This window comes from Pseudonocardia hierapolitana, assembly GCF_007994075.1.
Taxonomy (GTDB): Bacteria; Actinomycetota; Actinomycetes; order Mycobacteriales; family Pseudonocardiaceae; genus Pseudonocardia; species Pseudonocardia hierapolitana.
Window position 1 is genome coordinate 6,395,008 of the sequence record NZ_VIWU01000001.1, and the last position, 14,705, is coordinate 6,409,712.

Below are 14,705 nucleotides of genomic sequence, written 5' to 3' on the forward strand. Positions count from 1 at the left end.
CCGCTCCGCCGGTGACCGGCGCTCCTGGCAGGACCGCGGCGACACCCGCGGTGCGCGGGACGACCGATCCGGTGGAGACCGGCGGCCGTCGGCCGACCGCGGCGATGCGCGTGGTGGTCGAGACGATCGCGGCGCGGGCGAGCGTCGGCCCTGGACCGACCGCGGCGATCGTGCCGCCGGCCAGTCCCGGCAGGGAGATCGCGGCGAGTCGCGGGGTCGCTCTGAGGAGCGGTTCCGGGGCGATCGGCGTGACGAGCGTGACGGTGGGGCAGAGCGGGGACGTCGGTCGGCCGGACGGCCGGAGGGCGGTTCCCGCCGGCGTGACGAGTCGGGGCGCCCGGAGCGTCGGGGCGAGTCGCGACCGGGTGCCGGGCGCAGGTACGCCGATGCGTCGCCCCGGCAGCAGCGGCCCGACAGCGCGGCCGCGCAGACCGCCGCGAAGGTGCCCGAGCCGGCTCTGACCGAGGACATCACGGCCGCCGGGCTCGACGCCGACGTGCGGCGCGACCTGCGCGGTCTGCAGCGCGACACCGCCGACGCCGTTGCCCGGCACCTGGTGGCCGCCGGCCGGTTGGTGGACGAGGACCCGCAGCTCGCGCTCGAGCACGCCCGTTTCGCGCGGGCCAGGGCGTCGAGGATCGCGGTCGTCCGCGAGGCGGCGGGCATCGCCGCGTACCACGCCGGGGAATGGGCCGAGGCGCTCGGTGAGCTGCGCGCTGCGCGACGCATGGGCGGTGGACCGGGGCACCTGGCGGTCATGGCCGACATCGAGCGCGCCCTGGGCCGGCCCGAGCGCGCGTTGGAGCTCAGTCGCGGACCCGAGGTCCGCGAGCTGGGCCGGGCGGAGAGCATCGAGCTCGCCATCGTCGCGGCAGGGGCGCGACGTGACCTCGGAGAGCTGGACGCCGCGGTCGTCAGCCTGCAGATCCCCGAGCTGGACCCGGCGCGCCGGGAACCGTGGAGCGCGCGGCTCTTCTACGCCTACGCCGACAACCTGCTCGCCGCCGGCCGCGACGCGGACGCGCTGCAGTGGTTCGTGCACGCCGCCGACGTGGACGAGGACGGCGAGACCGATGCCGCCCAGCGGATCGCCGAGCTGACCGGCGAGTCGCTCCCGGAGGAGGAGTTCGCGTTCGGGGTGGAGGACACACCTCCTGCCGCCGCCGCCGAAGCGGACACCGACGACGCCGACGACATCGACTACGCCGGCACCGACAACGCCGACAACACCGACAATGCCGCCGAAGCGGATGCCGCCGCCGACGACACCGATGCCGACGCAGCGGCCGACGCCGACGACGCCGCGGACGGTGCCGGTTCGGGTGCAGATGCCGCGGAGTCCGGGGACGAACCCGCCTCGGCGGTCGAGGAGAGCCCGGACGTCGATGACGCCGGGGTCGGTGCTGACGCCGATCCGGCTGTTCCGGCCGCCGCGAGCGCCGATGCCGTGTCCGAGCCTTCGGCGGTCGAGCCGGCCGAGCCTACGGGCGCCGGTCCGGACGCTGCCGGCGCCGATGCGGAGCCGGCGCCATCGTCGAGCGCGGATCTCTCCGGCGGCGAGGGCGCGAGTGCCGACGTCGTCGCTGCCGAGGACGGGCAGGCGCGCCGGGACGACGAGCCCGGCACCGGAGCGTCGGGTTGAGCGACGACCTGCTCAGCCGCCACGACGTGCTGCTCGCCGACCTCGACGGCACGCTCTACCGGGGACCCTCGGCCGTGCCGGGCGCGGTCGAGGCAGTGCGAGGGGCGGCGGAGCGGGGCGTACGCACCGTGTACGTCACGAACAACGCGTCGCGCCGCCCGTCCGCGGTGGCCGAGCACCTCGCCGACCTGGGCTTCGCGGCGCGTACGGAGGACGTCGTCGCGAGCTCGCAGGCTGCGGCGGCCATGCTCGCCGACCAGCTGCCGACCGGCGCCCGCGTGCTCGTCGTCGGCACCGAGGCCCTCGTCGCCGAGGTGACCGGGCGCGGGCTGCAGGTCGTCACGATGGCGGACGAGGCCGACGCCGTGGTGCAGGGACACAGCCCGGACACGGGCTGGCCGCAGTTGGCCGAGGCCACGGTCGCGGTGCGTGCGGGCGCGCTGTGGGTCGCCTGCAACCTCGACCCCACCCTGCCCACAGAGCGCGGCCCGCTGCCGGGGAACGGGGCCATGGTGGGTGTCGTGCGGGTCTCCACGGGGCGGGAGCCGCAGGTCGCAGGCAAGCCCGGTCCCGCGCTGCTCCAGGAGGCGGCGCGGCGCACCGGTGCGCGGAGCCCGCTGATGGTCGGCGACCGTCTCGACACGGATGTCGAGGGCGGCCGGGCCGCGGGGATGGCCACGCTGCTCGTGCTCACCGGCATCTCGGATGCCGCCGAGCTGCTGGCCGCGCCGCCGCGAATGCGGCCCGATCACGTGGCCGCCGATCTGGACGGCCTCACCGCCCGTCCCGAGGACCTCGCGTTCGGGCCGCGGCCGGGCTGGGACGTCCGGGTGCCGGAGCCCGGCAGCCTCGTGCTGGCCGGCACCGGCGCAGACCCGGTCGACGCGTTGCGCGCCCTGTGCGCCGCCCACTGGGCCGCCGGTGGCGGGCCGGCCCGCGTCACCGCGGACGGGGACGGCGCGGGCGTCGCGCTGCGCCGCCTCGGCCTCGATGCCGTTGGCTCGGCTACCGTGGCGAGGGTCGGGAAGCACGACCAGACGGCGGGAGCCGATCGATGACTGTCCCCATGCCAGGGCCGCCACTGCGCCCGGCCGACCCCCTCGACGCCGTCGAGCGCGCCGTCGCCGGCCTCGACGGGCTGGCCGACCGGCCGCTCGCCGAGCACGTCGAGGCGTACGAGCGGGTGCACGCCGCGCTGTCCGACGCGCTCTCCGCCGGGTCCTCGGGCGGCGCGTGACGCGGTGGTCACCCGAGCCCGTCTCGACGCCGAGCTCGTCCGGCGCGGGCTCGCCCGCTCCCGGCAGCAGGCGGCCGAGCTGATCGCGCAAGGCCGCGTCGTCGTGCGCGGCGTCCCGGCGGGGAAGCCCGCCACCGTCGTCGACCGGGACACCCCGGTCACCGTCCAGCGCGGGGACGAGCGCGAGTGGGCATCGCGGGGCGCGCACAAGCTGATCGGTGCGCTCGATGCCTTCGGCGTGGACGTCACCGGCCTGCGCTGCCTGGACGCGGGCGCCTCCACCGGCGGCTTCACCGACGTGCTGCTCGACCGCGGGGCGGCCGAGGTGGTGGCCGTCGACGTCGGGTACGGGCAGCTCGTGTGGCGGTTGCGCAGCGACGAACGCGTGCGGGTGTTCGATCGCACCAACGTCCGCGCGCTCGAGCCGGCGACGATCGGGGGCCAGGTGGCCCTCACCGTCGCCGACCTGTCGTTCATCTCGCTGCGCACCGTGCTGCCGGCGCTCGTTTCCTGCACCGCGGCCGATGGGGAGCTGCTGCCGATGGTCAAGCCGCAGTTCGAGGTCGGCAAGGCGCGGTTGGGCGCCGGCGGCGTGGTGCGCAGCCCCGAGCTGCGCCTCGCGGCGCTCATGGAGGTGGCGGCCGCGGCGCGTGAGCTCGGCCTCGTCGTGCGCGGCGCCGTCGCGAGCCCGCTGCCCGGCCCGTCGGGCAACGTGGAGTACTTCCTGCGGCTCGCTCGCTCCGGCGCCGACGCGGGCGACGGCGTGCTGGCCGCCGCGGTCGGGGAGGGACCATGACCAGAGAGATCCTGGTCGTCCTGCACACGGGTCGAGCCACCAACCTCCGCACCGCCGCGAACGTCGCGCACCGGCTGGCCGCGTCCGGTGTCCGGCTGCGCGTACTGGGCGAGGAGTGGGCGGAGGTGCAGGACGGCGACCTGCCAGCGGCGCTGAGCCCGCGCATCGTCGAGGGCAGGCCGGGGTGCGCCGAGGGCGCCGAGGTGGTGCTGGTGCTCGGCGGCGACGGCACGTTGCTGCGGGCCGCCGAGATGGCTCGCCCGGTGGGCGTGCCGCTGCTCGGGGTCAACCTCGGCCGGGTCGGGTTCCTCGCCGAGGCCGAGCAGGAGTCCCTCGACGCCGCACTCGACGCCGTTGTCGAGGGCAACTACGCCGTCGAGGAACGGATGACGATCGACGCCGTCGCCCGCACCAACGGGGACGTCATCGCGCACACCTGGGCGCTCAACGAGGCCACCGTCGAGAAGAGCAGCCGGGAGCGGATCCTCGAGGTGGTGCTCGAGGTGGACGGGCGCCCGGTGTCGGCGTTCGGCTGCGACGGCGTGCTCTGCGCCACCCCGACCGGCTCCACCGCCTATGCGTTCTCCGCGGGTGGCCCGCTGGTGTGGCCGCAGGTCGAGGCGTTGCTGCTGGTGCCGAGCAACGCGCACGCGCTGTTCGCGCGTCCCATGGTGATCGCCCCGGACAGTGGGGTGGCGATCGAGGTCGACCCGGACGGCCCGCCCGCCGTCCTGGAGTGCGACGGGCGCCGGACGTTCACGCTGCCGCCCGGGGCGCGGGTCGAGCTGGGGCGCGGCGCCATGCCGGTGCAGATGGTGCGCCTGGACGGCCAGCCCTTCGCCGACCGCCTCGTCCGCAAGTTCGACCTCCCCGTGCGGGGCTGGCGCGGCGCGCCCGGGAGACGACACTAGGCCGTGTCCGACCGCCTGTCCGACCGGCGCCGTACGCTCACGGCCATGCTGGCCGAGATGCGGATCCAGGGCCTCGGCGTGATCGACGACGCGACGCTCGAACTGGACCCGGGGCTCACCGTCCTCACCGGCGAGACCGGTGCGGGGAAGACCATGGTCGTCACCGGCCTCTCGTTGCTCGGCGGCGGCCGGGCCGAGGCGTCCCGGGTGGCAGGCGGCGCTCGCCGTGCGGTCGTGGAGGGCAGGTTCACCGCCGACGCCGCGGCCCTCGCGGTGGCCGACGAGGTGGGCGCCGACGCCGACGAGGACGGCACCCTCATCGCGATCCGCACCGTGTCCGCGGACGGGCGGTCGCGGGCGCATCTCGGGGGCCGGTCGGTGCCGGCCGGGGTGCTGTCGCGGCTCGCGGAGGCCACCCTGGCGGTGCACGGGCAGAACGACCAGCTGCGCCTGCTGCGCCCCGCCGAGCAGCGGGCGCTGCTCGACCGCTTCGCGGGCGACGCCGTCGCCGGGCCCCTGGAGCGCTACCGCGCGGTGCGGGCGGAGTGGCAGCGGGTGGCCGCGGAGCTGGCGGAGCGCCGCGACGGCGCCCGGCGTCTCGCGCAGGAGGCCGACATGCTGCGCCACGGCCTCACCGAGATCGAGGCGGTCGATCCCCGGCCGGCGGAGGACGTCGAGCTGGTCGACCTCGCGCGCAGGCTCGCCGCGGCCGACGACCTGCGCGAGGCCGCCACGGCCGCGCAGGTCGCCCTCGTCGGGGCCGACGAGGGCGACCCGGACGCGCCGGCCGCGCTCGCGCTGATCGGCGATGCCCGCCACCGGCTCGCCGCCTCGGGCGACCCCGAGCTCGCGGCGCTGGACGCGCGGCTCGGCGAGGCGCTCGCACTGCTCGGCGACGTCGGCACGGAACTCACCGCCTACCTCGACAAGCTCGACGCCGACCCCGAACGGCTCGCCCAGGTACTCGCCCGGCAGGCCGAGCTGAAGGCGCTCACCCGCAAGTACGCCGCCGACATCGACGGCGTGCTCGCATGGGCCGACGCCGCGCGGGAGCGCCTGGCCGGCCTCGACACCTCCGACGAGGCCCTCGCCGCCCTGGCGGCCCGTCGCGATGAGCTCGCCGCCGAGCTGGCCGGCCACGCGCAGGCGGTCACCGCCGCGCGCACCGAGGCCGCCACCCGCCTCGCCGCCGGGGCCACCGCCGAGCTCGCCGGGCTCGCGATGCGCGACGCCCGGCTGCAGGTGTCGGTCACACCGCGGGAGGCCGGCCGCGACGCCCCCGACGCCCTGCAGGTCGGGGGCGCACTGCTGCAGGCCGGCACCGACGGCGTCGACGAGGTCGAGCTGCGCCTGGTGGCCCACGCCGGTGCCACACCGCAGCCGTTGCACAAGGGGGCGTCCGGCGGCGAGCTCTCGCGCGTGATGCTCGCCCTCGAGGTGGCCCTCGCCGGCGCCGACCCGGTGCCCACGATGGTGTTCGACGAGGTCGACGCCGGTGTCGGTGGTCGCGCGGCGGTCGAGATCGGCCGCAGGCTCGCCCGGCTCGCAGCGCGCCACCAGGTGATCGTCGTGACCCACCTGCCGCAGGTGGCCGCGTACGCCGACCGCCACCTCGTGGTCGACAAGACGGCCCGCGACAACGGCGCCACGCGCAGCAGCGTCCGCACGCTCGCGGAGCCCGACCGCATCGTCGAGCTCGCTCGGATGCTGGCCGGCCTCGACCACACCGACACCGGCCGCGCCCACGCCGAGGAGCTCCTCGCTGCCGCGCGGGCCCACCGGGAGGCCGACCGGGCCGCCGCCGGTGCCGGGCGGGGTGGCCGCCGGAGGAAGCAGGCCGTGCCCCAGGCCGGCTGAGGCGAGCTCATGATCGTCCGTCGGGGACATTCCCGGCCGGATGCGGCCGCTCACGCACCGATCCCGTGATCATGGTGGATGGTCCCGGCGAGGCCAGGATCAAGATCAGCTGTTGGGTGCCTCTCCGGCCGGATGTGGCCGCGCCTGCACCAGTCCGACGATCATGGCTAGGGCGTGCCCGTCGGGAGGGGCGGGTCTCGAGGCTGCTGCGTCGGCGGAAGTGGTGATGGGCCTCGCCCTGTGATCGCCGGCTGGGGGCATTCCCGGCCGGATGTGGCCGCCTGTGCTCCAGATGGATGATCATGGACGGCGGGGCTGACCAGGCGGTGATCACGGGATTGGTGCAATCGCGGCCGGATTCGGCCGCGGGCGCGCCAAATGGATGATCATGGGGAGGAGCCGGCCAGGCCATGATCATCGGCCGGGTGCGACTCCGGCCGGATGCGGCCGCTCGTGCTCCAGGCCGGTGATCATGGATGGGGACGTGGTCCGGGTTCAGCTCGTGAGGAGGTCGGTCAGGGCCGCGGCTACCTCCTCCGGGCAGTCCTCGGGCAGGAAGTGGCCGCCGGGCAGCACCCGGGTGCGCAGGTCGGAGGCCCATGTCGACCAGATCTCCTCGGGGTCGAACGGCAGGACCAGGTCGCCGGGGTCCTGCCACATCGCGAGCACGGGCACACCGATGCGGCGGCCTGCCTGCCGGTCGGCCGCGTCGTGCTCGACGTCGACCGTGGCGCTCGCGCGGTAGTCCTCACAGATCGCGTGGATCGCCTCCGGGGTGCGGCAGGCAGCCAGGTAGGCGGCGCGCACCTCGGCGGGGGTCGCCGTCGGGCGGCGGGACCAGATGTCGAGGAAGTGGCCGAAGAACGTGTCGGGGTCGGCCGCGATCATCCGCTCCGGCAGGTCGGCGGGGTGGGCCAGCAGGTAGAGGTGGAACGCGAAGACGCCAGCCGTGCCGTGCAGCGCCGCCCACATGTCGACGGCGGGGATGACGTCGAGGACGGCCACCCGTTCCACGGCGCCGGGATGGTCGAGTGCGGCCCGGAACGCCACCAGCGCGCCGCGGTCGTGGCCCACCACGGTGAACCGCTCGTGGCCGAGCTCGCGCATGAGCGCGACCATCGTGGCCGCGGTGGTGCGCTTCGCGTAGCTCGCGGCGGGTGCGCTGGCGCCGTAGCCGGGCAGGTCGGGGCAGACGACCCGGAACCGCTCGGCGAGCAGCGGCGCGACCGCCCGCCACGCGAGGTGGGTCTGCGGGAAGCCGTGGAGCAGCAGGACCGGCGGCCCGGCGCCGCCTGCGGCCACGCGCAGCCGTCCGGCGGGGAGCGACACGTCGTGGACGTCGAAGCCGGGGATGTGCGGCGTCATGGGCTCATGCTCTCGGGCGGCACCGACAACTCGCGTGGTGAACCGACGGTGACCGTCCGGCGTGCCTTCCCGGGATCCTGCTTATCGAGTGTCACAGTGCGTGCATGAAGCTGTCCGGCCTGTTGCACCGCTCGCGTGCGGCGCTGCCCGGGCTGTCCGGCGTCGCCCGGGTCGACCGGCGCACCGACGGCCTTCTCCGCCGCGTCAAGGCGGGCGAGATCGCTGTGATCGATCACGTCGACCTGGACCGTGCCACCGCGGAGGCGCTCGTCTCCGCGCAGGTGGCGGCCGTCGTCAACGCGGCGCCGTCCATCTCCGGCCGGTACCCGAACCTCGGCCCCGAGGTGCTCGTCGCCGCCGGCATCCTGCTGGTGGACAACGTCGGCGACGAGGCCCTGCGGGTGATCAAGGACGGGAGCCGGATCCGGATCCTGGAGGGCACGGTCTACGCCGGCGAGCTGGAGCTGGCGAAGGGCGTCGAGCAGACCGCCGACACGGTGGCCGACGCGATGGTGGAGGCGAAGTCGGGCCTCACGCACCAGCTCGAGGCGTTCGCCGCCAACACCATCGAGTTCATGCGCCGTGAGCGCTCGATGCTGCTCGACGGGGCGGGCGTGCCCGACGTCGAGGTGCAGCTGACCGACCGCCAGGTGCTCGTGGTCGCGACGGGGTACGACCACGACAGCGAGCTCGAGCGGCTGGCGCACTACATCCGCGAGTACCGGCCGGTGCTGGTCGGCGTCGGGGCGGGCGCGGACGCTCTGATCAAGGCCGGGCACCGGCCGCAGCTCATCGTGGGCGACCCGAGCGAGATCTCCAGCGAAGCGCTGACCTGCGGCGCCGACGTCGTGGTCCCCGCCTTCGCCGACGGGCACGCGCCCGGGCTGCACCGCGTGCAGGACCTCGGGGTGGGTGCCGTGACGTTCCCGAGCTCGGCCAACCCGGAGGACCTCGCCCTGCTCATCGCCGCGCACGGCGGGGCGTCCCTCGTGGTCACGGTGGGGCTCTCGGCGAGCATGGCGGAGTTCCTCGACCGCGGGCGGTCGGGCAGCATCGCCTCGACGTTCCTCACCCGGCTCCAGCTGGGCGGCCTGCTCGTGGACGGGCGGGTGATCGCCTCGCTCTACCGCAGCCGCATCTCGATCGGCGCGATCATGTTGATGGCGGCGTCCGCGCTCGTTGCGGTGCTGGCCGCGCTGCTCGTGTCGGACGCGGGCGAGGCCGTGCTGGCGTGGATCTCCCAGGTGTTCGTCGGCCTGGTGCAGCAGATCAGGGACGTGACCGGGGGACTGCTGTCGTGATCTCGTTCCGCTACCACCTGGTCTCGATCGCCGCGGTGTTCCTGGCGCTCGCCGTCGGTGTCGTGCTGGGGTCGGCCGGGGTGTCCGACCGGCTGCTGTCGGCCGTCTCCCACGAGGCCGACGACCTCGCGGGGCAGGTGCAGACCCTGCGCGCGGAGCGGGACGAGCTCGCCGCGGGCCAGCGCGCGTCCGACGAGTTCGCGCGCCGCGTCGGCCCCGCGGCGGTGCGCGGGCTGCTCCAGGGCAGCAGCGTCACGCTGGTCACCTCCGGCGCCGACCCGGCCGACCGCGACGCCGTGCTGGCGCTCCTGCAGCAGGCCGGGGCCACCGTGGGCGGCGAGGTGGCGCTCACCCCGGCCGTCGGCGACCCGGCGCGCGGCGACCAGCTGCGCGAGCTGACCGCGGGGCTCCTGCCCACCGGTGCGCAGCTGCCGGCGGCCACCGACACCGGCAGCCTCGTCGGGGGCCTGCTCGGCGGCATCGTCCTCGCCCCGGCGGGTGAGCAGGGCGGCCAGCCGATCGCGGCCCAGCAGGCCGACGCGGTGCTGTCCGGGCTCGCGGCCGCGGGGTTCGTCGCGCCCGGCCCGCGGCCGCAGCCCGGGAACGCCGTTCTCGTGCTCACCGGCGGCGCGCTGCAGGGTGTCGACGCGGGCGACGCCGCAGCCGTCATCGCCCGGCTGACGGCCCAGCTCGACCGGGTCGGTGGCGGTGCGGTGCTGGCCGGCCGCACCGGTTCCGCGGACGCCACCGGCGCCGTGGGCGTGGCGCGCGCCGACCCCGGCATCGTCGAGCGCGTGTCCACCGTGGACGACCTGCAGACCGGGGCCGGCCAGGTGTCGGCGGTACTCGCGTTGCGCGAGCAGCTCGACGGCCGGTCCGGCAGCTACGGCACCGCGGACACGGCCAGTGGGGGAGCGGCGCCGGCCGCCTGATCGGGTGCCGAGGCGTACGACACGCGGGGGAGTTGGCCGAGCGCGCGGGTTCGTATGTACCCTGAAGACCCGTGCAGCCTCGCGCGACGCGTCATCTGTTCGTCACCGGCGGGGTAGCGTCCTCGCTGGGTAAGGGCCTGACGGCTTCCAGCCTCGGCCAGCTCCTCACCTCCCGCGGCCTGCGGGTCATCATGCAGAAGCTGGATCCGTACCTGAACGTGGATCCGGGCACGATGAACCCGTTCCAGCACGGTGAGGTGTTCGTCACCGAGGACGGAGCCGAGACCGACCTCGACATCGGCCACTACGAGCGGTTCCTGGACCGGAACCTGCACGGCCGTGCCAACGTCACCACCGGCCAGGTGTACTCGTCGGTGATCGCGAAGGAGCGGCGCGGGGAGTACCTCGGCGACACCGTCCAGGTCATCCCGCACATCACCAACGAGATCAAGGACCGCATCCATGCGATGGCGGAGCCGGACGAGGACGGCAACGTCCCCGACGTCGTGATCACCGAGGTCGGCGGCACGGTGGGCGACATCGAGTCGCTGCCGTTCCTGGAGGCGGTGCGCCAGGTCCGCCACGACGTCGGTCGCGACAACTGCTTCTTCCTGCACGTCTCGCTGGTGCCCTACCTGGCGCCTTCGGGGGAGCTGAAGACGAAACCCACCCAGCACTCCGTGGCCGCGCTGCGCAACATCGGCATCCAGCCCGACGCGCTCGTGCTGCGCGCCGACCGGGAGATCCCGGACGGGATGAAGCGCAAGATCAGCCTCATGTGCGACGTGGACACCGACGGGGTCGTCGCCGCACCCGATGCCCCGTCGATCTACGACATCCCCCGCGTGCTGCACCGCGAGGGCCTCGACGCGTACGTCGTGCGCCGCCTGGGGCTGCCGTTCCGCGACGTCGACTGGACGGTGTGGGGCGACCTGCTCGACCGGGTTCACCACCCGGACGAGACGGTGCGGATCGCCCTCGTCGGCAAGTACGTCGACCTGCCGGACGCCTACCTGTCGGTCACCGAGGCGCTGCGGGCGGGCGGCTTCGCCCACCGGGCCCGGGTGGAGATCGTCTGGGTGCAGTCCGACGAGTGCCGCACCCCCGCGGGGGCCGCCGCGCACCTGGACGGGATGGACGGCGTGCTGATCCCCGGCGGGTTCGGCGTGCGTGGCATCGAGGGCAAGCTCGGCGCGATCCGGCACGCCCGCACCCGTGGCGTCCCCACGCTCGGGCTGTGCCTCGGGCTGCAGTGCATGGTGATCGAGGCGGCCCGGTCGCTCGGTGGCCTCACCGACGCCAACTCCTCGGAGTTCGACGAGCGCACCCCGCACCCGGTGATCTCCACGATGGCCGACCAGCGTGACGTCGTGGCCGGTGAACGCGACATGGGGGGCACCATGCGGCTGGGCGCGTACCCGGCCGTCCTGAAGAAGGGCTCCGTGGTGGCAGGCGCCTACGGCGCGCGGGAGGTGTCCGAGCGGCACCGGCACCGCTACGAGGTCAACAACACCTACCGGGAGCGGCTCGAGGAGGTCGGGCTCGTCTTCGGTGGCACGTCGCCGGACGGCAAGCTCGTCGAGTTCATCGAGCTGCCCGCGGACAAGCACCCGTTCTTCGTCGGCACCCAGGCCCACCCCGAGCTCAAGAGCCGCCCGACGCGCCCGCACCCGCTGTTCAGCGCATTCGTCAAGGCCGCGCTGGCCTACCAGGCCGCCGGCCGGTTGCCCGTGGAGCTGCCGGCCCGTGAGCCCGCCACCGCGGGCGCGAAGGCGGCCGTGAACGGGGCGGCGTCATGACCGGTTCGCGGCACGAGTTCACGGTGCAGGCCAGCAAGGACATCTACGCGGGCCGCGTCATGGCGTTGCGGGCCGATGACGTGCTGATGCCGTCGGGCCGGGTGGCCGTGCGGGAGATCGTGGAGCACCCCGGGGCCGTCGCGATCGCCGCGCTCGACGCCGACGACCGGCTGATGATGATCCACCAGTACCGGCACGCCGTCGGGCGCCGGCTCTGGGAGCTCCCCGCGGGCCTGCTCGACGTGAAGGGTGAGGACCCGCTCGCCACCGCCCAGCGCGAGCTGGCGGAGGAGACCGGGCTGGCGGCGGCGGAGTGGTCGGTGCTGGTGGACGTCACGCCCTCGCCCGGCTTCACCGACGAGGCGGTGCGCGTCTACCTCGCCCGCGGGCTCACCGAGGTGGGGCGCCCCGAGCACGCCGACGACGAGGAGGCCGACCTCGCCGCCCGCTGGGTCTCGCTGCCGGTGGCGGTGCGGATGGTGCTGTCCGGGACGATCATCAATGCCACGACCGTGGCCGGGGTACTGGCGGCGCACGTCCTGTCCGGGGCGCCGAAGGCCGGTCGGCCCGCCGACGCCCCGTGGCCGGACCGCCCCACGAGGTTCGCGGATCGGGTCGCCGAGGGCTGATCAGGGGCGCAGCGGGCGGCCCTGAGGGTCGGTCGGGTCACCGGCCAGCAGGACGATCCCGTCGATGAACGACCAGATCACCCCGACCCCGAGGAACACCAGCAGCAGCTGGGCGATCGCGAGTCCGGTGTGCCCGGTGTAGAAGCGCCCGGTGCCGAACGGCAGGAACAGCTGCAGCAGCGCAGCGATCACCTTGAGGCGGTCCGAGTACGGGCGGCCGCTGACCGGGTCGCGCCCGTAGGGCGCCTCCGGGTCGTACGCCACCGGCACGGCCGTGGTGGGGAAGGCGGCCGTGGCCTGCTGCGGGATCGCGACGGTGGGCTGCTCCCGCGGGAGGTCGGCGAAGAGCGGCCCCAGGTCGTCGGCGGTGCGGGCCGCGTAGGCGGCGGACGTGCGCTCCTCGTACTCGGCGGCGTCGAGCCGGCCCGCGGTGTAGTGCTCGCCGAGCTCGCGGACCGCCGCCTCACGCTCGACGTAGCCGATGCGCACCGATGGCGTGCTCACGCAATCGACGGTACCGCTCCCGCCGGGGGTCGGCGGGAACGCGGCGGGTGCCGGCAGCGAGATTCCTCCGGTCCGGTGTCGATTCGGGCGCACCCCGTTCGTAGTGGGGTGAGGATGCGGGGATTGCGCCCGCCGACCAGGAGGAGGACCGGCATGGTGCGATACATGTTGTCCGTGCACAGCCGCGAGGGTGAGGTGCGCGAGCCGCTGACGGAGGAGGAGATGCAGCGGTCCCACGCGCAGCTCAGGGACATCGAGCGGGAGATGGCGGCAGAGGGCGCGTGGGTGTTCTCCGCGCGCCTGCACGAGGCGGACACCGCCACGGTCGTGCGCGTGTCCGGCGACGAGATCCTGACCACCGACGGTCCGTTCGCCGAGACCAAGGACCACCTCGGCGGCTTCTACCTGATCGAGGCCGCCGACCTCGACGCCGCGCTCGGCTGGGCGGCGAAGGTCACCGCGGCGATCAAGGTACCGATCGAGGTCCGTCCGCTGGCCGGCTTCGCGGATGAACCACACGCCTGACGGGGTGGTCGACGCGCCCCTGATCGGCCGGATCTTCCGCGAGGAGTCCGGCCGATCGGTCGCCGCCCTGATCGCGTTCTGCGGAGACATCGACGTCGCGGAGGACGCGGTGCAGGAGGCGTTCGCCATCGCGCTGCGCAGATGGCCCGACGCCGGTGTGCCGCCCAATCCCGGCGGGTGGATCACCACGACCGCCCGCAAGCGCGCCATCGACCGGCTGCGCCGGGAGGCACGGGGCAGGGATCTGCTCGGTGAGGTGGCGGCACTCGCCGAACGGGATGGTGCGGAGGGACGAGGAACCGTGCCCGACGACCGGTTGCGCCTCATCTTCACCTGCTGCCACCCGGCCCTGTCGGCCGAAGCACGGGTCGCGCTCACCCTCCGGCTGCTCGGCGGGTTGTCGACCACGGAGGTGGCCAGGGCCTTCCTGGTGGCGGAGCCGACGATGGCGCAACGGCTCGTCCGGGCCAAACGCAAGATCAAGGCCGCCCGCATCCCCTACCGCGTGCCGGAGGACGGCGAGCTGCCGGACCGGCTGCGATCCGTCCTGGCCGTCATCTACCTCGTCTACAACGCCGGGGTCCACAACGCCGGGCTCGCCGGTCCGGGACTGTGTGCGGAGGCGATCCGGCTCGCGCGGATCCTGAGCGGTCTCATGCCGGACGAGCCCGAGGTGGCCGGCCTGCTCGCACTCGTCCTGTTGATCGAGTCCCGGCGCGCGTCGCGCACGCGCCCCGACGGCTCCCTCGCGGTGCTCGGTGAGCAGGACCGTTCCCGGTGGGATCGCGCCTTGATCGAGGAGGGGCAGGCCATCGTGCGGGGATGCCTGCGCCGGAACCGTCCCGGCCCTTATCAGATCCAGGCGGCGATCAACGCCGTGCACGCCGACGCGGCCACTGCCGAGCAGACCGACTGGCCGCAGATCCTCGCCCTGTACGACCAGCTGCTGGCCATGGCGCCCACCCCCGTCGTGGCCCTCAACCTGGCCGTCGCCGTCGGCGAGGTGCACGGCCCCGCCCCCGCGCTCGCCCTGGTCGACGAGCTCGACCTCGGCCACTACTACGCCTTCCACGCCACCCGGGCGGACCTGCTGCGCAGGCTGGGCCGCGACAGCGAGGCCGCGGTCGCCTACGAACGTGCGGCCACCATGGCGCCGACCGACGCCGAACGCGACTTCCTCAGGCTCGGCGGCAGAGGCAGACGCTGA

The 14,705-nt window shown here is 74.7% G+C and carries 14 protein-coding genes; 12 read left to right on the forward strand and 2 right to left on the reverse strand.

The features are described 5' to 3' along the window. Nucleotides 1-442: 442 nt before the first annotated feature. Genes FHX44_RS42375 through recN form a run of 6 tightly spaced genes read left to right on the forward strand, consistent with a single transcriptional unit; the run spans nucleotide 443 to nucleotide 6,443 of the window. A complete protein-coding gene (locus FHX44_RS42375; protein ID WP_212612718.1) occupies nucleotides 443-1,642 on the forward strand; it encodes a tetratricopeptide repeat protein in 1,200 nt (399 codons plus the stop codon). Further along, a complete protein-coding gene (locus tag FHX44_RS30540) occupies nucleotides 1,639-2,700 on the forward strand; it encodes an HAD-IIA family hydrolase (protein ID WP_147258945.1) in 1,062 nt (353 codons plus the stop codon). Before FHX44_RS42375 ends, FHX44_RS30540 begins: the two co-directional genes overlap by 4 nt. Next, nucleotides 2,697-2,879 (forward strand): hypothetical protein, encoded by a 183-nt coding sequence (locus FHX44_RS30545; protein ID WP_147258946.1) that lies wholly within the window; start codon nucleotides 2,697-2,699, stop codon nucleotides 2,877-2,879. The genes FHX44_RS30540 and FHX44_RS30545 overlap by 4 nt, the downstream gene beginning before the upstream one ends. A gap of 4 nt (nucleotides 2,880-2,883) precedes the next feature. Next, nucleotides 2,884-3,675 carry a TlyA family RNA methyltransferase gene (locus FHX44_RS30550; protein WP_147258947.1) on the forward strand — a complete coding sequence of 264 codons (792 nt, stop codon included), beginning with the start codon at nucleotides 2,884-2,886 and terminating at the stop codon, nucleotides 3,673-3,675. Next, nucleotides 3,672-4,586, forward strand: coding sequence for an NAD kinase (locus FHX44_RS30555; protein WP_147258948.1), 915 nt, complete (start codon nucleotides 3,672-3,674; stop codon nucleotides 4,584-4,586). Before FHX44_RS30550 ends, FHX44_RS30555 begins: the two co-directional genes overlap by 4 nt. Nucleotides 4,587-4,631: 45 nt before the next feature. Beyond that, nucleotides 4,632-6,443, forward strand: coding sequence for a DNA repair protein RecN (gene recN, locus FHX44_RS30560; RefSeq protein ID WP_147258949.1), 1,812 nt, complete (start codon nucleotides 4,632-4,634; stop codon nucleotides 6,441-6,443). Between the two features lie 495 nt (nucleotides 6,444-6,938). On the opposite strand, the gene FHX44_RS30565 is transcribed toward recN, so the two are convergent. Beyond that, nucleotides 6,939-7,808 carry an alpha/beta fold hydrolase gene (locus tag FHX44_RS30565; RefSeq protein ID WP_147258950.1) on the reverse strand — a complete coding sequence of 290 codons (870 nt, stop codon included), beginning with the start codon at nucleotides 7,806-7,808 and terminating at the stop codon, nucleotides 6,939-6,941. A 104-nt stretch (nucleotides 7,809-7,912) separates the two neighbouring features. Between FHX44_RS30565 and steA the strand changes: the two genes are divergently transcribed. The 4 genes from steA to FHX44_RS30585 all read left to right on the forward strand — a co-directional run bounded on the left by steA (nucleotide 7,913) and on the right by FHX44_RS30585 (nucleotide 12,469). After that, nucleotides 7,913-9,109 carry a putative cytokinetic ring protein SteA gene (gene steA / locus FHX44_RS30570; RefSeq protein ID WP_147258951.1) on the forward strand — a complete coding sequence of 399 codons (1,197 nt, stop codon included), beginning with the start codon at nucleotides 7,913-7,915 and terminating at the stop codon, nucleotides 9,107-9,109. Beyond that, nucleotides 9,106-10,041, forward strand: a complete 936-nt coding sequence (locus tag FHX44_RS30575) for a copper transporter (RefSeq protein ID WP_147258952.1) — start codon at nucleotides 9,106-9,108, stop codon at nucleotides 10,039-10,041. The genes steA and FHX44_RS30575 overlap by 4 nt, the downstream gene beginning before the upstream one ends. A 71-nt stretch (nucleotides 10,042-10,112) precedes the next feature. Further along, on the forward strand, nucleotides 10,113-11,840 hold the full coding sequence (locus FHX44_RS30580; protein ID WP_147258953.1) for a CTP synthase: 1,728 nt from the start codon (nucleotides 10,113-10,115) through the stop codon (nucleotides 11,838-11,840). Next, entirely contained in the window at nucleotides 11,837-12,469 is a 633-nt protein-coding gene (locus FHX44_RS30585; protein ID WP_147258954.1) for an NUDIX domain-containing protein, read from the forward strand. Before FHX44_RS30580 ends, FHX44_RS30585 begins: the two co-directional genes overlap by 4 nt. On the opposite strand, the gene FHX44_RS30590 is transcribed toward FHX44_RS30585, so the two are convergent. Then, nucleotides 12,470-12,973, reverse strand: a complete 504-nt coding sequence (locus tag FHX44_RS30590) for a DUF1707 domain-containing protein (protein ID WP_147258955.1) — start codon at nucleotides 12,971-12,973, stop codon at nucleotides 12,470-12,472. A 153-nt stretch (nucleotides 12,974-13,126) separates the two neighbouring features. Between FHX44_RS30590 and FHX44_RS30595 the strand changes: the two genes are divergently transcribed. Next, the gene (locus FHX44_RS30595; RefSeq protein WP_147258956.1) at nucleotides 13,127-13,498 is read left to right on the forward strand and encodes a YciI family protein; all 372 of its coding nucleotides are present in this window, start codon (nucleotides 13,127-13,129) and stop codon (nucleotides 13,496-13,498) included. Continuing rightward, nucleotides 13,482-14,705, forward strand: coding sequence for an RNA polymerase sigma factor (locus FHX44_RS30600; RefSeq protein WP_147258957.1), 1,224 nt, complete (start codon nucleotides 13,482-13,484; stop codon nucleotides 14,703-14,705). Before FHX44_RS30595 ends, FHX44_RS30600 begins: the two co-directional genes overlap by 17 nt.